Here is a 17,963-nt window from a genome sequence, read left to right as displayed (position 1 = left end):
ATATAGATAAGTTTAAAGAGATTGAAGAAGAGGATACTTCAATCCTTTCTGAATCAAGATAAAAACCGCCTCTCCGACAAAATCGGGAGGCGGTTTAAGACTGTAGACAACGTGCTATCGGGAAATCAAGCGTCTGTTTTCGTTGCGTTCCTCGGGCGAGGCGCAAGCCGTTGCTCCTTGATCCTCACGGACAACGAGCAGGGTCTTGCCTGCCTCTGAAAGTGCGTTAAAAACGCACTTTTCTCCGTAGGAGTCAACGAAACGTAACGCTTTTCAGGTCATACCATGAGGAAAATCCAGGCATGCAAACGGTTTAGAGCGCATTCTGTCTCGAATCGTCTTTTGAGCGGTCATCTTGCGGTCTATCGACGCGCGATATCCGTAAATTGAAATTTATCGAGACGGTGGCGCGATTCCGTATGTTCGAAATGTTGCCCTTCATAATAATACGTGTCATTCGTGATGACGATGACATGCGTCGTCCCTTCTAAGTCGAGTTGTTCCCGATCTTCAGCTGTCGCAGGTTGCGCTTCGATTTTTCGTTTCGCATAGCTGATTTGCCGGTTCAACGTCTGTTCGATATACGTATAAATCGAGCCGGAAGCGACCGCTGAAGTGAGTCCTGGGACGAGTTCTGTCACGAAGTGGTTGATATCAAAAATGACGCGTTCCCCGTCGATGATTCGAATCCGTTTGATTCGTGTGATCGATGTTCCTTTTTTTACACTGAATAACTGAGCGAGCTCATCCGTCGCATCGATGACGTCGCAAGACAAAACGTCCGTTTCAACTTCGTGTTGCCCCATTTTTTGATGGGCTTCCGAGAAGCTGACGATGCCATTGAACTGAAACTCGATCGCATCTTGACTCAAGACGAAGACGCCTTTGCCTTGTTGTTTACGAACAAAGCCTTTTTCGAGCAACGCATCGATTGCCTTACGGACCGTCCCGCGACTCGCAGAGAATTCTGCCATCAATTCCGTTTCTGACGGTAATTTCGTTTCAGCAGGTAATGATCCATCCTGAATCCGGGCGGCGAGTTGTTGGGAAATTTGAAGATATTTTGGCATGGGTGTAGACCGTCCTTATTTAAAAGATTTGAAACAAGTGTAGCACGGATTCAGCGACTCCACCCAATCATCCGGCGGTAGGAACTGAAGGCAGGCCAGGCGAGAATCAAGACGGCGAGCCAATACAGGATTTGATTCTCGGACGAAATGACGCCGATGACGGCAGCGAGTATGAACGTCGTATAGACCGTAAAGAGAATGATGAAAAACGGATGCGACTTCGGAAAGACGGTAAAGCGACCGAGTCGCTCGTTTTCGCTACGCACATAAAGCTGACGGCTGATGACGAGAAGCAGGATCGTCAAAGCAGCGCTGTAAATCGCAGGACCGGTTAAGTCATTCGATTGGAACAACAACGGGAACGGGGTTGTGACCGTCATCAAAAAATCCAGTGACGATGTGAAATCATCCTTAAGTCCGAAACCGAGTGTCGTGACGGCAGCGATGGCAAAAAACGTGAAGTAATTCAAAAAGAACAGGAACATCCCGATTAAGAGCTGACCGATGATATCACCCGCAATCGTTCCTGCGAACAAGAAAATGGCGAAGACGGTCATATCGAAGATGAAGAATTTAAAAAAGTCATATGTGAGATCACTCAAAGTGACGTAATCAAACGGATGGATGCCGCCGATGCCTTGTAAGATGAACCAGCTCGAGAAAAAGCCGAGGATTGGAATGATGATCAATACGGCGGCCCCGATACTCAACTTAATGAAGAATAGATGTTTTTTATGAATCGGTAAGGCATGGAGGATTAAACTGCGTCCGCTGCCCCGTTCTTGACCAACCATCAAAATGGCGAAGACGGCAATCAAAAGCGCTCCGAAACCGGCGAAAATCGGGCTGACGAGTACGGTTTGCAAGAGATTTGGTTTTGCATCAAGACGATACGTATCGAAATTTTCGATGGCGGAGAAACTGCTGAAGCCGTAGCTGAAGATTGCGAGTAAAAAGAACGTCGCGAGCGGCCAAATGCCTTGTTTGATATGATAACGAATCAATTGTTTAATCATGACGATTTCCTCCGAACGTTCCTAAAAAATAGTCTTCCATCTGAACCGGTAAGGCGTCCTTTAATAAGGGATTCGTCTTCTCTAAGTAAAGCTTTCCTGCTTCCGATAAAACGAGTAAGGTGACGACGCGTCCGGTTTGTGTCAGGACATGAATGTCATGGTGCTTCAGCTCGGGGACGATCTCGTAGACGACTTGCCATTTTTGCATGCTCGCTTTTGCATCGTCGAGCGTCTTCGGTTCCTTGACGAGGTGCTGTTCGATCGTCATCACGCGGTCCGCGAGCGTATCGAGTTCCTCGAGTTGGTGTGAGGCAATCAAGACGGCTGTCTGACGCTCCGTCAGTAAAGAGACCAGTTGCTGTAAGTAGTTGCGCTTATTAATCCGGTCGAGTCCGTCTGTCGGTTCGTCGAGTAACAAAACAGGGGCGTTCGTCGCAAACGCGAGTTGCAGCAAGAACAGTTGCGCCTGTCCTTTCGAGAGCGACGTCACTTTCCGACCACGATCGAGGTTCGACGAGCGGCAGTAGTTTTCGATATAGGTCCGTTCGAAGTTCGGATAAAAAGCCTGATAAAACTCAATCAGTGATCCGAGTGTCATCTGACGGTAGACGCCGATGGAATCGGGGACGAGAAATAGATGCTTCCGTGCTGCCGGGACGTCGTGGATTGACTGGTTGTTCCATTCGACTTTCCCGCGCGAGGGTTCGAGTGCCCCGACAAGTGTTTTCAATAACGTCGTTTTTCCGGCGCCGTTTCGTCCAATCAATGCTGTGATCGTACCAGCAGGCAATGTGAACGAGGCGTTTTCATAAATCATCGTCGAATCGATTTGTTTTGTTAAATGTGACACGGTCAACATGATGAATCCTCCCTGTGTTGTATGAGTAACTGATAAAGTTCTTCGTTTGAAATCGATAGTTCATTCGCGACAAGGCAAAGCGTCGTGATGTGCTCTTGAATGGCAGCTTGTTTGACTTGGTCAAGCGGCAAATCCGAGACGAAGGAGCCTTTTCCTCGCATCGTCACGATAAAGTCTCGGCTTTCGAGTTCCTGATAAGCACGGGAGACAGTGTTTGGATTGACGAGTAACGTGCTCGCAAGATCGCGGACCGACGGCATCTGTTCGCCCGACCGTAGGATTCCCCGCGCAATCGCGCGGATGATTTGCGTGACCAGTTGCTCGTAAATCGGGAGCGGACTTTTCGGATCAACGGTAAACATCCTTCCACCTCCTTAAGTGTATTAATTCAATTAGTACACTAATTATAGGAAAATGACCGTCTGACGTCAACTACCGGTCTGACGACGGAAGTGTCGGTCGCGAGGAGGTCTTGCTACTGACGTTCTAAATATTTGCTATACTGACGATAGAAGAACCGTCAGGAAGGATGACCGATTATGTTGGATCGATTAAGTGCGTTAGAGGACCGTTATGAAAAATTAAATGATCAGTTGGCTGACCCGGCGATCATTAATGATACGAATCAATTACGAGAGGTCTCAAAGGAGCAATCCCAGCTCGCGCCGACCGTCGAAACGTATCGCGTTTACCGCGATAAGATGGAAGCCTATCAGGAAGCACGTCAAATGTTGACGGATCCCGAGATGCGGGACCTCGCGAAAGAAGAAGTGACAATCCTGGAGCCGGAAATCAAGGAACTCGAAACGAAATTAAAAGCGTTACTCTTACCGAAGGATCCGAACGACGACAAAAACGTCATCGTCGAGATTCGGGGTGCGGCAGGAGGCGACGAGGCAGCCTTATTTGCGTCTGATCTTTTCAAGATGTATTCGAAGTTTGCTGAGAAACAAGCCTGGAAAATCGAAATCATCGATGCGAGCTACACGGAACTCGGCGGCTATAAAGAAATCATCTTCATCGTCAAAGGGACAGGGGCGTACTCGAAACTGAAATATGAGAACGGCGCCCATCGCGTCCAACGTGTGCCTTCGACAGAGTCAGGCGGACGGATTCATACATCAACAGCGACCGTCGCCGTCTTGCCGGAAGCAGAAGATGTCGAAGTCGAAATTCACGATAAAGATGTCCGCGTCGATACGTTTACATCGAGCGGTCCCGGCGGTCAGTCCGTCAATACGACACAATCCGCTGTCCGCGTGACACACGTGCCGACAGGAATCGTCGCCAGCTGTCAGGATGAGAAATCGCAAATTAAAAATAAAGAAAAAGCAATGAAAGTGTTACGAGCACGCGTCTATGATAAAATTCAACGCGAACAGCAGGCCGAGTACGATGAAAAACGCAAATCAGCTGTCGGGACGGGCGACCGTTCCGAGCGGATCCGGACGTATAACTTCGCTCAAAACCGGGTGACGGATCACCGAATCGGCTTGACGATTCAAAAGCTCGACCGGATTCTCCAAGGCGAGATGGATGAAGTCATCGACACGCTCGTGATGGAGTACCAGGCACGGGCATCGGAGGCGGCGAACTGATGCGGATTGCGAAACGATTGAATCAAGCACAAACGATGTTAGCCGCGGCAGGACGCGAGGCGTCGAGTGCCGAATGGTTACTTATGCATGTGTTACAAGTCGACCGGACGGGATTGCTCGTGCGACTTTCGGACGAATTATCGCCGGACGATGACCTGTTATTCAGCGAATACTTACTGGCACACGTCAATGGTGTTCCCGTCCAACATTTGATCGGGTACCAACCCTTTTATGGACGCGATTTTCAGGTTACGCCAGCTGTCCTGATTCCCCGTCCGGAAACGGAAGAATTGATTGAGTTCGTCGTCCGTCGTTTAGGCGGGGAGACGTTCCACCCGGGTGAAATCGTCGATATCGGAACGGGAAGCGGAGCGATTGGGGTCACACTCGCGCTCGAGCTTAGACAGCCGGTCACGACGGTCGATATTTCAGAAGACGCACTTGCGGTCGCGAAAAAAAATCAAGCGGCACTTGGCGGCGACGTAACTTTTTTACAAGGGGATCTGCTTGAGCCGCTCGCCGATCAATCGGTCCGTGTCCTCGTCTCGAACCCGCCTTATATTGAAGAAGATGAGTTGCTCAGTGACGTCGTATTTGACCATGAGCCTCATCTCGCGCTGTTCGGCGGAAAAGACGGTCTCGTCTTTTATCGTCGCTTGATTGACGGCAGCACACGTATTTTAAAGGACGATTTTCGCTTGATTGTGTTTGAAATCGGACACAATCAAGGAAGTGAAGTGCAAATGATGTTAAAAGAGCGTTATCCTACTGCGGAAACGGGTATTTTAAAAGATATAAACGGTAAAGACCGTATCGTGTATGCGGAACGAAAGGATTGTACAGAGTGAAGACGGAAATGATCGATCAACAGACACTGGATGTAGCAGTAAACTTATTAAAAGCAGGGGAAGTCGTCGCGATGCCGACAGAGACCGTTTATGGTCTTGCGGGGGATGCGACGAGCGAGACGGCCGTTCGGCGAATCTTCGCCGCGAAGGGCCGACCGTCCGACAACCCATTGATTGTCCATGTCGCGTCAATCGAACAGGCAGAGCAGTTCGTCACTCATATTCCGGCTGTCGCGAAACGTTTGATGGATACGTTTTGGCCAGGTGCCTTGACGATCATTCTAGAATCGAACGGAACCGCTTCAAGCCTCGTCACCGCAGGACTTGATACGATTGGATTACGGATGCCGGACCATCCTCTTGCACTTCAATTGATTGAAGCGACAGGACTAGGGTTAGCGGCACCGAGTGCCAACCGTTCCGGAAAACCTTCTCCGACGTCATCGGCACATGTCGCCTATGACCTCTCGGGACGAATCGCAGCAATCGTCGATGGGGGAGAAACCGGTATCGGTGTTGAATCGACCGTCATCGACTGTACGATGACACCTCCGGTCATTTTACGACCGGGCGGCGTCACACGTGAGCAGCTGGAAGGCGAGATCGGCACCGTGGCACTCGATCCTGCTTTATCGATGAAAGATAAAACACCGAAGGCACCGGGAATGAAGTACACGCACTACGCACCGGAAGCAACACTGTCCGTCGTGGCGGGCGACCTCTCTTTCCTGCAGCAGCTCATCGATGAAGCACGCCAAACCGGACAAAAGACCGGCGTCATTCTCTTTGACGGAGAAGACGTCGAAGCAGATGTCCGCTGTTTCCTCGGCACGACCGCAGAAACAGCGGCACAGCGTCTTTACGATTGTTTACGGCGATTTGATCAGACGACGGTGGATCAGATTTTTGTACGGGACCTATCAGAAGAAGGGGTTGGGCTAGCAGTCCGAAATCGGCTCCATAAGGCAGCAGGTGGTCGGATCATTCGCCCGTAAAGAAGGAGGATACTGAGATGAGCACACGTCGCGTATTGTTTATCTGTACTGGAAATACATGCCGGAGCCCGATGGCGATGGCATTACTACGCTCAAAAGTCGCAGATCAAGAGTTTGATGTCCGGTCTGCGGGACTGCGTTCGATGCAAGGCTTCGATGCGTCAGAGAACGCACTCCAAGTATTGCGGGAACGGGGAATTGAACTCGAGCATTATACGCAAGTTTTCGATGATGTTCTCGGACGCTGGTCTGACATCATCTTGACGATGACGCGGAGTCATAAACAAGAAGTCGGGGAACGTTACCCGGAACTGAAGGACCGGACGTTCACCCTCTATGAATATGTGACAGGGCTTGAGCGGGACATCAACGATCCGTACGGTGGATCGATGAACGTTTATCGCCAAGTTCGAAATGAACTCGAACCCCTCGTCAACCGTCTTGTGTTAAAATTAACGCAGAACGGAAATGGAAGAAAAGCGCCGGACAACCGGAAACTTCCGAAAAAACAACCTAGACAAACGGGGGAATAGTTCAGATGAAAGTAGCAATCGGTGCAGATCATGGTGGCTTTAAACTCAAAGCAGAAATCAACGGTTTATTAAAGGAACTCGGGATCGACTATACGGACTTCGGTACGTATTCGTCTGACTCGATTGATTACCCGGACGTCGCGATTCCCGTCGCGGAGGCCGTCGCGAACGGTGAATTTGATCGTGGAATCCTGATTTGCGGAACAGGAATCGGAATCGGAATCGCAGCGAATAAAGTCAAAGGGATTCGTGCGGCACTCGTCCATGATACGTTCAGTGCAAAAGCGACACGTCAGCATAACAACTCGAACATCTTGACGATGGGCGAACGTGTCATCGGACCGGGTCTTGCGCTTGATATCGCAAAGATTTGGTTAGAGACGGAGTTCGAAGGTGGACGTCACGAAAACCGTGTCTGCAAAATCTCGGATTATGAGGTGAAGTAAATGGATCTCGAACAGATTAAACAGGATCTTGAAGCCTCGTTGACCGATTTGAATGAGCGCTTCCCTTTAAAAGGGAAGCTGCTCGTCATCGGTTGTTCGACGAGTGAAGTCATCGGTAAACAAATCGGAAAAGCGGGTTCGCCGGAAGTCGCGGAAGCATTATTCGAGGTGTTCGATACATTTCGTCGTTCGCATCAAATCGATCTTGCGTTCCAAGGTTGTGAACACATCAACCGCGCCTTGACGCTCGAACGCCAAACGGTTGAACGACTCGGACTGGAACCGGTCACGGTCGTCCCGGTACCGGAAGCAGGTGGTTCGATGGCGAGTATCGCCTATGAACGTTTTTCTGCCCCGGTCGTCGTCGAATCGATTCAAGCAGATGCTGGAATCGACATCGGAGACACGTTCATCGGCATGCACTTGAAGCCGGTCGCCATCCCGGTTCGCCTTCCACACCGGGAAATCGGTGAGGCACATGTTACGGCAGCAACGACGCGTCCGAAGTTAATTGGTGGAATGCGTGCTAAATACGAATGATTCATGCAAGGGGTTGCATACCTCTTGCTATTTTTCTGCACTTTTTGTGGGTGCCGCGGACTGATTATTCGTGTTAAGATAGGCGTATCGAAAATGAATGGGGGAATTCAGATGGAACAAACACCGCTTACGTATCTGAAACAGCAAGACGAGGAACTCTTTTCGGCAATGCGCAAGGAACTAGGACGTCAACGCGATAATATCGAGTTGATTGCGTCAGAAAACTTCGTCTCGCAAGCTGTCATGGAAGCACAAGGTAGCGTGCTGACGAACAAGTATGCAGAAGGTTACCCGGGACGCCGTTATTACGGTGGGTGCGAATTCGTTGATCTCGCAGAAGACTTGGCACGTGATCGTGCGAAAGCAATCTTCGGTGCCGAACATGCAAACGTTCAACCGCACTCGGGTGCACAAGCGAACATGGCCGTCTACTTCACGATTCTTGACCAGGGCGATACGGTCCTCGGGATGAACCTCTCACACGGTGGCCACTTAACGCATGGTAGTCCTGTGAATTTCTCCGGTGTTCAATACAACTTCGTCGAATACGGTGTCGATCAAGAGACAGAGATGATTGATTACGATGTCGTCGCGAAGCTTGCAGAAGAACACAAACCAAAATTGATCGTTGCGGGAGCATCGGCTTATCCGCGCGTCATCGACTTCAAACGTTTCCGTGAAATCGCAGACAGCGTCGGCGCATACTTGATGGTCGATATGGCGCATATTGCAGGGCTCGTTGCAGCGGGTCTGCACCCGAACCCTGTCGAGCATGCACACTTCGTCACGACGACGACGCACAAGACACTCCGTGGGCCACGTGGTGGGATGATTCTGTGTAAAGAAGAACATGCGAAAGCGATTGATAAATCGATCTTCCCTGGTATTCAAGGCGGTCCCCTCATGCACGTCATCGCAGCAAAAGCGGTCGCGTTCGGTGAGGCACTTGCTCCTGAATTCAAAGACTACATTGGTCAAGTCGTCACGAATGCAAAAGTACTCGGTGAAGAATTGACGGCACGTGGTCTGCGGATCGTTTCAGGCGGCACGGACAACCACTTGTTGCTCGTCGACTTACAGCCGCTCGGCATCACAGGTAAGCTCGCTGAGCATGCCCTTGATGAAGCGGGTATCACGGTCAACAAAAACACGATTCCATTCGATCCGGCCAGCCCATTCGTCACGAGCGGGATTCGCATCGGGACGGCAGCGATGACGTCACGTGGTTTTAAAGAAGAAGAAATGAAACAAATTGCGGCATTGATTGAACTCGTCCTCAAAAATCCGGAAGACGACGACACATTAAAAAATGCACACGAGCAAGTCCTTGCATTGACAGGTCGCTTCCCGCTTTACCCGGAACGCGGGTAATCGGAACGCATGCCGACCCGTCTGTTAAACCACCTCTTTCTTTTCGATCGCTGAGAAGTCAGAGGTGGTTTTTTTGATTGACGAGTAAACGATAGGATAGGAGGGACGAAAGATGGAGATTTTAGTCGTAGAAGACGACCAAAACATTCAACACCTGATTGTCGAGACGCTCGAAGCAGACGGCCATCGCGTCCGGGCGACGGCAGACGGGCAAGAAGCGGCGTGCTGGATAAACGAGCTGACGTTCGAGGCGGCGATTCTCGACGTAATGATCCCCGGGCGGAGTGGACTTGAGTTATGTGAACAGCTCCGGCAACGAGATGAACTGCCGATTTTGCTGTTGACGGCGCTCGGAGAGTTGACAGATAAACGCGCCGGATTTACGGCAGGTGCCGACGACTACATCACGAAACCGTTTGACCCGGAAGAATTATTATTTCGCTTGCACGCCGTCGCCCGGCGTTATCAAAAGGCGGCGCTTCCGATTCTCCGGTTTGGTGACGTAACGATTGATAAACGGAGCCAGCAGGTGATGCTTGGCCAAACCCAGCTGACGTTGCCTAGGCGTGAGTTCGACTTGTTACATCAGCTTGCGAGTTTTCCCGGACGCGTCTTCAGTCGGGAGGAATTGATTGAACGGGTCTGGGGACTCGACTTCATGGGTGATGACCGGACGATTGACGTCCATATCAAACGCTTGCGCAGTCGCTTGCGCCAAACGGACGCGATTCACATCAGTACCGTCCGCGGTCTCGGTTATCGACTGGAGGCGAAGGGATGAAGTCACTTTATACGAAAATCGTCGGACTCGTCTGTCTTGTCCTGCTCGTGTCGGCCTTGATTTCCTTACTGATCAGCAACTTGTTTTACTACAATGTCTTGCAGTCTTCCTATAGTCAAAAGGTCGAAGAGGCGGTCGATCAATCGTTTGCCTACTATGAACGGCATGGCGACGGACAGACCGGTTCCTTTTACGACATGTTGAGCGCGACGGGTTTTCAGCTCTATGTCGTCCCGGAGACAGGCCCCGTCATTCGCCACGGCAATGCATTCCGCGACGAAACACTGGCACCGGCGATCATCGAACGTGTCCGCGCCGGGGAAGTCTATCACGGCATGCGGGACTATCCGTTTCATCTCTTTTTGCTCGGTCTGTTTGACAACGAAGTCGTCAATACAGTCGGTGCGTCGCTCAAAACACCAGACGGGACCGACGCCGTCTTCATTCGACCCGATTTGAGCCGACAAATCCGCGAACTCCATTTGTTCGTCGGAGCCTTCCTCGGTTTACTCGTCGTCATCAGTTTTCTGTTGCTTGCCTTCTCAATCCGCTATCTCGTTCGTCCGATTAAACGCTTGACGGATGCGACAAAACAAGTCGCGTCCGGTGACTATGCCGTTCATGTGGCGACGACCTCGCGCGATGAGATTGGAGAGTTGTCACGGCGGTTCGGTGAGATGGCGGAAGCAGTCGCGAAGTCGGATGCTGAGCGCAAAACGTTCGTCGCCAACGTCTCGCACGAGTTTCAGTCGCCACTGACGACGATTAAAGGGTACGCCGGTCAACTGCAACCGCATGTCGCACCTGTCGGACAGGATAAACTGGCAACGATTGCGCGTGAAGCAGACCAGATGGCAGAGATGACCCGGCAACTGCTGGTCCTCGCCCGGCTCGATGAAGGAAGTCGGATGCGACTGGAGTCAATCCATCTTGGACAAGCGATTCGGACGACGCTCGCGACACTCGCCTACCAAATCGATGAACGTGGTGTCGCTGTCGCTGTTGATGTCGCGAGTGACATGACGATCGAGGCGGATGCCGCCGCACTCGAACATGTTTTTCAAAATGTCATCCGGAATGCCCTCCATGTTTCAAACGACGGGGACATGATTACGATTGAAGCCGAACAGACTGCGGAGCACGTCACTGTCCGCATCACGGACGAAGGTCCCGGTATGTCGGACGACATGATTGCCCATGCCTTTGACCGCTTTTATCAAGCCGACACGGCACGCGGTTCGCGCGGGACGGGGCTCGGGCTCGCCATCGTCGCCGAGACCGTCAAGCAGTTGCACGGGACGGTCGAGATTGATTCAAAAATCGGCGCGGGGACGACGTTCATCCTGACGTTTTTACGAGCGACGTAAGTTGTTCATGCTCCGTTCATATAGTATCCGTAAGATAAGACCTGTAACGCACATACAGGAGGGATATTAAATGAAAATGGGTTGGCGCGAACTAATCCGGATGAAAAAACGCTTCGGTCTGATGGGGCTCGTGACGACATTGATCATCGTCTTGATTTTAATGATCACCGGGCTCGCAGACGGACTGGCATACGATAATGGAGCCGTCATCCGGAATTTACCGGTTGAGCAGGTGGCACTCAGTCAAGAGGCGGAAGGGCAACTGACGCGATCATTTTTAGAGGAACAGGAGCAACCAAAAGGGACGGAGGCACTCGGCGTCCAAAATATGGTTCTCGAGAAACAGGACGGGACGAAGGACGATGTGACGGTGTTTGCGTTACCTGCTGAGACGGCGTACGGTCCAAAGCAACTGCAAGCGTTGAAACGAGGCGAGGTTCTCGTCGATACCGCTTATGCGAAACAGACCGGGACCGCAGTCGGCGACAAAGTAACCGACTTTCGGACGAAGATGACGTTTACGATCGTCGGTACCGTCACGGATGGACGCTACAGCCATGCGCCTGTGTTATGGACGACGATTGCGTCATGGGACGACTGGCAAGCGAAGATGCAGACGAACTACGTCTCGGCATTCGTCAGTCAGGATTCATTCAAAACGGACCTGACGACGTATACGAAAGCAGACATTGTCAAGCAAGTTCCCGGTTACGCAGCGGAACAAAATTCATTCCAAATGATGCGGATTGCGCTTGTCGTAATCGGCGCCTTGATTTTGACGGCGTTTTTCTATATTTTGACGATGCAAAAAATGAAGCAACTGGGCATTTTGAAGGCGATCGGGATTCGGACACGGACGATTGGAAGCGGACTCGTCTTTCAGGTGTTCGTCTTGACGCTCCTGTCGCTTGCTTTCAGCCTGTGCGTGACGCTCGGTGTCAGCCAAGTCTTACCGAGCGGCATTCCGTTTCGTTTTGAGTGGGATACGAGTCTCGGTTACGGAGCATTGTTGATCGGTACGGCATTAATTGGATCCGTGATTCCGCTCCGGGCCTTAAAAAAACTTGAGCCGGCAGACGCGATGGGAGGAATGGCAGGATGATTAAGATGACACATGTCGAACAGACTTACAGTGACGTCCCCGTGCTCCATGATGTTTCATTCGAAGCGAAAGCGGGTGAACTGATTGCCTTAGTCGGACCGAGCGGAAGTGGAAAAAGTACGTTGCTCCAACTGCTCGGATTGTTGCAAACACCGACAGCGGGAGACATTCAGTTTGGGGAACAGCACGTCAATCAGCAATCGGACGAAGCACGCCGAAAGATGCGCCTCGAAGAGATCGGATTCATCTTTCAGGAATCGCATCTCGTTCCGTTCCTGACGGCGGCGGAACAACTCGAACTCGTCGCAGAAGAAGCGGGGCGGAAAGTTGACGCCGCCGCGATGCTCGCCGCTTTTGGATTAAAAGACCGTGCACACCATTTGCCACACGCCTTATCGGGTGGAGAACGACAGCGTGTCGCGATCATTCGGGCACTCGTCAATCAGCCGCGACTCGTCCTCGCAGATGAACCGACGGCAAGCCTTGATTATACGAACGGACGCCAAGTGATGGAAGTGTTACAAAAGCAAGCCCATGAGGAACAAAAAACGGTCATCGTCATCACCCATGATGAGCGGATGCTTGAGTATTGTGACCGTGTCCTGCGGATCGAGGATGGTTACTTGAGCGAAGTGGAATAACGCGGACGTCGTCTCGAGACAAGAGGCGGCGTCCGTGTTTTGTCCACCATGCGTCAGAAGACTTATATTTTACGACCATGATTTTTGGTATACTTAACCTTAGTAAAATAAGGTAAGGGTGGAAACTGTCAGATGAAATTTTCAGCACTGGTCCAATCAGAACTCGAAACAATCAATACGACTCAAATTGCGGACTGGCTGACTAAAAAAAGTCAAACAGAACGTGAATATAAACGACTCAGTGAAGACTTTAAAGCAATCGTCATCATGCAAGAAGCAGGCTTTTATGAACAAGCGGACACGCGGTTCAGCCAGTGGAAGAACAAAGGGATTCCGGCGGAGCTCCAGCGGTACCGGTTAGCAATCGCCGGAAAAGCGGGCGGGAAGCGACTCGTCAAAAAGCGTTTTTCCATGCTCCCGGCAGCTGTCCAAAATCATCCGCAGCTCAAACCGTGGAAAAAGCAGCTGCAATCGAATCCGTGGATGCTCGGCGGATTGCTTGTTGCGGGTCTTGCCGTTCTCGGTCTCTTTCAACTTGATTTCTCACAACCGGAAGAAGTGCCGGTCGTGACCAATCAAGAGAACGTTGAACAAAAATTGGCCGCGCTTGAAAAAGAAGTCGAGCAATTAAAAGAAAAAAATGAACAGCTGACAGAACAAGCACCAGTGAAATCAAAAGACACAACGAAACCAAAAGAGACAGCGAAACCAAAAGCGACTACGGATGCAAAGAAGACGCTTTCTCCCGAAGAAACATTGAAACAGGCGATCGCTGCGACGCAAGAAAAAGATTATAAGTCAGCGAACCGCTTGTTGACGGGAACTGTGTTAACGGATGACGCAACGAAGGGCATGGCACGTTTTTATCAATTGATTGCTGGAGGCAAGTTAGGTGAAACGAAACAAACGGATTATGTCGCGTATCGAGAGGACTTCCCGGATTCCGGTTACATGAGTGATGTGTTATGGATGCAGGCCGTCTATGAACAAAAGAATAAGGTCGGCGATTATAAGGCGACGTTAGAAGAATTAGCGAAGCAACCAGATAATGAATGGTCCTATGCGGCGCAAGCGATTCTTGACGGGAAAAGTACGCTTGGGGAGGAGTGATTCCAAAAAAACAGTTCCCAAGCGGTCACTTTTTGGAGTACAATGCGAAAAGAGAATTGAGAGGAGATGCAAACAATGAGTAAAGTACATGTATTTGATCACCCATTGATTCAGCACAAAATGACAATCATGCGTAAAGTCGAAACGGGGACGAAACAATTCCGGGAGCTTGTCGACGAAGTGGCTTCATTGATGGCATATGAAATCACGCGTGACCTTCCACTCACAGAAGTCGCGATCGAGACACCGGTCACGAAAACGACGCAGAAGATGATTGAAGGCAAGAAGCTCGGAATCGTTCCGATCCTTCGCGCAGGACTAGGGATGGTCGACGGGATGCTTCGGATGATGCCGAACGTCAAAGTCGGTCACATCGGTCTTTACCGTGATCCAGAGACGCTTGAACCAACGGAATACTACCTCAAGTTGCCGACTGACGTCGCAGAACGTGATTTTGTCGTCGTCGACCCAATGCTTGCGACAGGCGGCTCGGCTGCTGACGCAATCTCCTCTTTAAAGAAACAAGGCGCGAAAAGCATTAAACTGGCTTGCCTGTGTGCAGCACCTGAAGGCGTCAAACGCGTTCAGGAAGAGCATCCGGATGTCGATATTTACCTCGCGGCACTCGATGAAAAACTGAACGATCATGGTTATATCGTCCCTGGACTCGGGGATGCCGGTGATCGTTTGTTCGGTACGAAGTAAGACAGAAGCAGTCTGCCACTCCCGGCAGGCTGCTTTTTTTGTTGTAAGATGCAGGACAGCTTTCAACTATGCTTAAATGGAGGAAGTAGAAAAAGGAGGAAGTAATGATGCCCATCAAAGTCATGCCCATCTTTGGAACACGACCGGAAGCCATCAAGATGGCACCGCTCGTCAATGCCTTAAAACAAAATCCAGCGTTCGATGTCCATGTGACGATCACGGCGCAACACCGGGAAATGCTTGATCAAGTGTTACGGATGTTCGAGATTGAACCGGATTCTGACCTCAATATCATGCAACCCCGTCAGACGCTTGTCGACATCACGACGCGTGGTCTCGAAGGACTTGATCTCGTCATGAAGGATGTCAAACCGGATCTCGTTCTCGTTCATGGCGACACGACGACGACGTTCGTCGGTAGTCTTGCTGCCTACTACAATCAAATCGCCGTCGGACACGTCGAAGCCGGACTCCGTACATATAATAAATACTCACCGTTTCCGGAAGAGGTCAATCGTCAATTGACGTCGACACTCGCAGATCTGCACTTTGCGCCGACCGATCAGGCGGCAGCGAACTTAGCATCTGAAAATCGTTATGCTGGTGTCTATGTGACGGGAAATACGGCAATCGATGCCCTGCAGACGACGGTCCAGCCGGATTATGTTCACCCTGTGCTCGAGGCAGTCGGCAAACGACGCCTGATCTTGATGACGGCACACCGGCGAGAAAACCTCGGAGAGAAGATGCATCAGATGTTTCGGGCGATCCGTCGACTCGTCGATACATATCCGGACGTGCACGTCGTCTATCCGGTCCATTTGAATCCGGTCGTCCAGGAAACAGCGGCTGAAATCTTTGGGGGACACGACCGCATCACGTTAATTCCGCCGCTCGATGTATTCGACTTTCATAACTTTGCCAGTCGTGCCCATTTAATCCTGACCGATTCCGGCGGCGTACAGGAAGAAGCACCCTCGCTCGGCGTACCTGTCCTTGTGTTACGCGATACGACGGAGCGTCCGGAAGGAGTCAAAGCCGGTACGTTGAAACTTGCCGGAACAGATGAAGAGACGATTTACCGGATGGCGAGCGAGTTGCTTGAAGACGAAGCGGCCTATGCAAAAATGGCGCATGCTTCAAATCCTTACGGGGACGGTCATGCGTCGGAGCGGATTGCAGCAGCGATTTTAGCGCACTTCAATCAAGGGGAAACTCCAGAACCCTTTCATGCGGATATCTAAAATAAAGTAATCCAGTCCAAAAAATGTTTATTTAGGGCGTTTCCGTATATCTTGTCGTTCCCACGGGAATCAAGACGAACGGATGCGTCCTTTTTAATGATTCCGTTTAAGGTTAACTTCCATAAGTTGTCTCAGACGTTCCCGTCGACCTCGCTTTCCTCGGGCGAGGGACAAGTCGCGACTCGGTACACGGTGTGTGCCAAGCCGGGTCTTGTTTCCCTCTGACGAAACCACGATGAACTGTGGTTTCTTTTCCCGTAGGAGTCGAGTCGACCGGGGTACGTCCTTTTCAATTACGCTCTACTAAACTTTGGTCAAGGCGTAGTGTTGTTAGTCACTTGTAAATTGAATCGCCTTGAGCAATTCCTCTCGACTCCTATGGGAAGAGGAAGCGGAACGCTTCCGACAGGGACAAGCGAGACCCGGTTACCCGAAGGGGGATCGCGGCTTGCGTCCCGCCCAAGGAAAGCGAGAGGAAATAGCGAAAGGTCTATTCAATAATCAATAATGGTCTATCCGATAATCACTAAACAAAAAGCAGTGAGTAAACATACATCAATATATCTTTAACTAAGAAATAAACGCCTCAATCTGCCTGATTGTGAAGAAAATGTAAAATCTAAATCACCGTGCTGACCTTAAAACCTATAATCCATTCATGACATTTCAAGCTGTGACAAGTAACACAACAGACAAATTGGAAATGCTTTAAATCCTTTGTTACAAACAGATGTCAGAGCGGTTTTCCTGTCCCGAATCGAAAGCGCTTCCAATCTTGAACAAAAAATACTTTTTCACAAAATCGACACAAATCAATTTTAGACGGCTTGTTTCTCATTCCAGAACGCGATATAACGTTACTGTTCAATGGTTTTGTTCATCAAGTGAACCATCTCTTTAAACGTTGATAGTACTACATATTTTCTTCACATCTTCGTGAAAAGAGGTGGATGGGGTACCTCTGTGAAAACCTTATCAATCGTTGATATACAATGGTTTCAGCGGTCTATTTTATTTGTGAATTCATTTGACTATGAAATGGTTCTCATTGTATTCTTGACTAGTATGAAAATCCGCAAATTGTGGGAAAGAAAAAGAACCTGCAATTGGGAAAAGGGGGTCGTCTCTAGTGCGCCAAAAAGGGCTCGCAACGAGTATGGTCATGGCCTCGCAAATTTCGACGGCACTTGCCGCACCAATCGTCATCGGCTTCCTTGTTGGGAACTATGGGGAACAGCAAGACTGGTGGCAAAAGATGGGAGCGACATTCTCAGTGTTCATCGGGATTTTCATCGGCATTCTTTGCATGATCGCAATGATCAGGCACTTGTTAGGAGACAAGACATGAACATAATCCTTCAAGATGCGTTGTATCGTGCGTACTTACGATGGTTTGGACTCTATTATGGAATCCTGGCTGTCTTGTTACTTGTCGGTTATCCGAGTGATCCAGTGATTTATGGGCTGGCATTAGGTGGGGCAGGTAGCTTCATGATCTTGACGCTGCAACGATTAAGCGTCGATCGAATGTATCGTGTAATCGAGCGTGGGCGCAAGCCGATGTCTCGAGGGACCGTATCACGCATGGCGGTCGCGGTACTTTGTGTGATGATCGGTTTGAAGTACGAAGCCGAATTGTCATTAACTGCGGTGGTAATAGGCCTTCTCGCCGGCCACGTCATACAATTTTGTGAGTTCTTGACTCACGAACTTAAGCGGGAAAAGAGGTGAATAGTC

Annotated in this window: 20 protein-coding genes; 16 read left to right on the top strand and 4 right to left on the bottom strand. The window is 50.3% G+C overall.

Translation table 11 applies throughout. From position 1 onward, the window contains the following. Positions 1-362 precede the first annotated feature (362 nt). The 4 genes from treR to KNP94_RS13560 are packed head-to-tail and all read right to left on the bottom strand — an operon-like array spanning position 363 to position 3,307. On the bottom strand, positions 363-1,070 hold the full coding sequence (treR, locus tag KNP94_RS13575; protein WP_214894440.1) for a trehalose operon repressor: 708 nt from the start codon (positions 1,068-1,070) through the stop codon (positions 363-365). A gap of 50 nt (positions 1,071-1,120) precedes the next feature. After that, complete coding sequence (locus KNP94_RS13570; RefSeq protein WP_088837983.1) at positions 1,121-2,086, bottom strand: hypothetical protein; 966 nt, start codon at positions 2,084-2,086, stop codon at positions 1,121-1,123. Beyond that, on the bottom strand, positions 2,079-2,945 hold the full coding sequence (locus KNP94_RS13565) for an ATP-binding cassette domain-containing protein (protein WP_215115839.1): 867 nt from the start codon (positions 2,943-2,945) through the stop codon (positions 2,079-2,081). The genes KNP94_RS13570 and KNP94_RS13565 overlap by 8 nt, the downstream gene beginning before the upstream one ends. Then, complete coding sequence (locus KNP94_RS13560; RefSeq protein ID WP_088837981.1) at positions 2,939-3,307, bottom strand: GntR family transcriptional regulator; 369 nt, start codon at positions 3,305-3,307, stop codon at positions 2,939-2,941. The genes KNP94_RS13565 and KNP94_RS13560 overlap by 7 nt, the downstream gene beginning before the upstream one ends. 177 nt (positions 3,308-3,484) lie before the next feature. Here KNP94_RS13560 and prfA point away from each other — a divergent pair, with 177 nt between their 5' ends. The 16 genes from prfA (at position 3,485) to KNP94_RS13480 (ending at position 17,957) form a co-directional block, all read left to right on the top strand. Then, positions 3,485-4,543, top strand: a complete 1,059-nt coding sequence (gene prfA / locus KNP94_RS13555) for a peptide chain release factor 1 (protein ID WP_214770987.1) — start codon at positions 3,485-3,487, stop codon at positions 4,541-4,543. Continuing rightward, on the top strand, positions 4,543-5,391 hold the full coding sequence (prmC, locus tag KNP94_RS13550) for a peptide chain release factor N(5)-glutamine methyltransferase (RefSeq protein ID WP_214811540.1): 849 nt from the start codon (positions 4,543-4,545) through the stop codon (positions 5,389-5,391). Before prfA ends, prmC begins: the two co-directional genes overlap by 1 nt. After that, a complete protein-coding gene (locus KNP94_RS13545; protein WP_088837979.1) occupies positions 5,388-6,386 on the top strand; it encodes an L-threonylcarbamoyladenylate synthase in 999 nt (332 codons plus the stop codon). The genes prmC and KNP94_RS13545 overlap by 4 nt, the downstream gene beginning before the upstream one ends. Positions 6,387-6,403: 17 nt before the next feature. Further along, entirely contained in the window at positions 6,404-6,919 is a 516-nt protein-coding gene (locus KNP94_RS13540; protein ID WP_029331765.1) for a low molecular weight protein arginine phosphatase, read from the top strand. A gap of 5 nt (positions 6,920-6,924) precedes the next feature. After that, on the top strand, positions 6,925-7,365 hold the full coding sequence (rpiB, locus tag KNP94_RS13535; protein ID WP_029331763.1) for a ribose 5-phosphate isomerase B: 441 nt from the start codon (positions 6,925-6,927) through the stop codon (positions 7,363-7,365). Next, entirely contained in the window at positions 7,366-7,905 is a 540-nt protein-coding gene (locus tag KNP94_RS13530) for a TIGR01440 family protein (protein WP_214767769.1), read from the top strand. A 111-nt stretch (positions 7,906-8,016) separates the two neighbouring features. Beyond that, on the top strand, positions 8,017-9,276 hold the full coding sequence (glyA, locus tag KNP94_RS13525; RefSeq protein WP_088837978.1) for a serine hydroxymethyltransferase: 1,260 nt from the start codon (positions 8,017-8,019) through the stop codon (positions 9,274-9,276). Positions 9,277-9,388: 112 nt separating this feature from the next. Continuing rightward, positions 9,389-10,057, top strand: coding sequence for a response regulator transcription factor (locus tag KNP94_RS13520; RefSeq protein WP_215115838.1), 669 nt, complete (start codon positions 9,389-9,391; stop codon positions 10,055-10,057). After that, the gene (locus KNP94_RS13515) at positions 10,054-11,424 is read left to right on the top strand and encodes a sensor histidine kinase (protein ID WP_215115837.1); all 1,371 of its coding nucleotides are present in this window, start codon (positions 10,054-10,056) and stop codon (positions 11,422-11,424) included. Before KNP94_RS13520 ends, KNP94_RS13515 begins: the two co-directional genes overlap by 4 nt. Before the next feature lie 70 nt (positions 11,425-11,494). Further along, entirely contained in the window at positions 11,495-12,526 is a 1,032-nt protein-coding gene (locus tag KNP94_RS13510) for an ABC transporter permease (RefSeq protein WP_215115836.1), read from the top strand. Further along, a complete protein-coding gene (locus KNP94_RS13505; protein ID WP_214767759.1) occupies positions 12,523-13,167 on the top strand; it encodes an ABC transporter ATP-binding protein in 645 nt (214 codons plus the stop codon). Before KNP94_RS13510 ends, KNP94_RS13505 begins: the two co-directional genes overlap by 4 nt. Positions 13,168-13,299: 132 nt before the next feature. Next, positions 13,300-14,277, top strand: a complete 978-nt coding sequence (locus tag KNP94_RS13500; RefSeq protein WP_088837973.1) for a hypothetical protein — start codon at positions 13,300-13,302, stop codon at positions 14,275-14,277. Positions 14,278-14,352: 75 nt separating this feature from the next. Continuing rightward, a complete protein-coding gene (upp, locus tag KNP94_RS13495) occupies positions 14,353-14,982 on the top strand; it encodes a uracil phosphoribosyltransferase (protein ID WP_029331752.1) in 630 nt (209 codons plus the stop codon). A 104-nt stretch (positions 14,983-15,086) separates the two neighbouring features. Next, positions 15,087-16,226 (top strand): non-hydrolyzing UDP-N-acetylglucosamine 2-epimerase, encoded by a 1,140-nt coding sequence (gene wecB / locus KNP94_RS13490; protein WP_204251406.1) that lies wholly within the window; start codon positions 15,087-15,089, stop codon positions 16,224-16,226. Positions 16,227-17,355: 1,129 nt separating this feature from the next. Continuing rightward, positions 17,356-17,574, top strand: coding sequence for an AtpZ/AtpI family protein (locus tag KNP94_RS13485; protein ID WP_014971404.1), 219 nt, complete (start codon positions 17,356-17,358; stop codon positions 17,572-17,574). Continuing rightward, positions 17,571-17,957, top strand: a complete 387-nt coding sequence (locus tag KNP94_RS13480; protein ID WP_088837971.1) for an ATP synthase subunit I — start codon at positions 17,571-17,573, stop codon at positions 17,955-17,957. Before KNP94_RS13485 ends, KNP94_RS13480 begins: the two co-directional genes overlap by 4 nt. Positions 17,958-17,963 lie beyond the last annotated feature (6 nt).

The organism is Exiguobacterium sp. s80 (genome assembly GCF_018618725.1).
Classification (GTDB): domain Bacteria; phylum Bacillota; class Bacilli; order Exiguobacteriales; family Exiguobacteriaceae; genus Exiguobacterium_A; species Exiguobacterium_A oxidotolerans.
The sequence above is the reverse complement of the archived record's forward strand: the minus strand, read 5'-3'. Positions and strand labels throughout refer to the sequence as shown.

What these genes read in the sequence shown, in the direction of transcription:
- treR (WP_214894440.1), bottom strand. Translation starts at nt 1,070, where the DNA reads ATGCCAAAATATCTTCAAATTTCCCAACAACTCGCCGCCCGGATTCAG.
- KNP94_RS13570 (WP_088837983.1), bottom strand. Translation starts at nt 2,086, where the DNA reads ATGATTAAACAATTGATTCGTTATCATATCAAACAAGGCATTTGGCCG.
- KNP94_RS13565 (WP_215115839.1), bottom strand. Translation starts at nt 2,945, where the DNA reads ATGTTGACCGTGTCACATTTAACAAAACAAATCGATTCGACGATGATT.
- KNP94_RS13560 (WP_088837981.1), bottom strand. Translation starts at nt 3,307, where the DNA reads ATGTTTACCGTTGATCCGAAAAGTCCGCTCCCGATTTACGAGCAACTG.
- prfA (WP_214770987.1), top strand. Translation starts at nt 3,485, where the DNA reads ATGTTGGATCGATTAAGTGCGTTAGAGGACCGTTATGAAAAATTAAAT.
- prmC (WP_214811540.1), top strand. Translation starts at nt 4,543, where the DNA reads ATGCGGATTGCGAAACGATTGAATCAAGCACAAACGATGTTAGCCGCG.
- KNP94_RS13540 (WP_029331765.1), top strand. Translation starts at nt 6,404, where the DNA reads ATGAGCACACGTCGCGTATTGTTTATCTGTACTGGAAATACATGCCGG.
- rpiB (WP_029331763.1), top strand. Translation starts at nt 6,925, where the DNA reads ATGAAAGTAGCAATCGGTGCAGATCATGGTGGCTTTAAACTCAAAGCA.
- KNP94_RS13530 (WP_214767769.1), top strand. Translation starts at nt 7,366, where the DNA reads ATGGATCTCGAACAGATTAAACAGGATCTTGAAGCCTCGTTGACCGAT.
- glyA (WP_088837978.1), top strand. Translation starts at nt 8,017, where the DNA reads ATGGAACAAACACCGCTTACGTATCTGAAACAGCAAGACGAGGAACTC.
- KNP94_RS13520 (WP_215115838.1), top strand. Translation starts at nt 9,389, where the DNA reads ATGGAGATTTTAGTCGTAGAAGACGACCAAAACATTCAACACCTGATT.
- KNP94_RS13515 (WP_215115837.1), top strand. Translation starts at nt 10,054, where the DNA reads ATGAAGTCACTTTATACGAAAATCGTCGGACTCGTCTGTCTTGTCCTG.
- KNP94_RS13510 (WP_215115836.1), top strand. Translation starts at nt 11,495, where the DNA reads ATGAAAATGGGTTGGCGCGAACTAATCCGGATGAAAAAACGCTTCGGT.
- KNP94_RS13505 (WP_214767759.1), top strand. Translation starts at nt 12,523, where the DNA reads ATGATTAAGATGACACATGTCGAACAGACTTACAGTGACGTCCCCGTG.
- KNP94_RS13500 (WP_088837973.1), top strand. Translation starts at nt 13,300, where the DNA reads ATGAAATTTTCAGCACTGGTCCAATCAGAACTCGAAACAATCAATACG.
- upp (WP_029331752.1), top strand. Translation starts at nt 14,353, where the DNA reads ATGAGTAAAGTACATGTATTTGATCACCCATTGATTCAGCACAAAATG.
- wecB (WP_204251406.1), top strand. Translation starts at nt 15,087, where the DNA reads ATGATGCCCATCAAAGTCATGCCCATCTTTGGAACACGACCGGAAGCC.
- KNP94_RS13480 (WP_088837971.1), top strand. Translation starts at nt 17,571, where the DNA reads ATGAACATAATCCTTCAAGATGCGTTGTATCGTGCGTACTTACGATGG.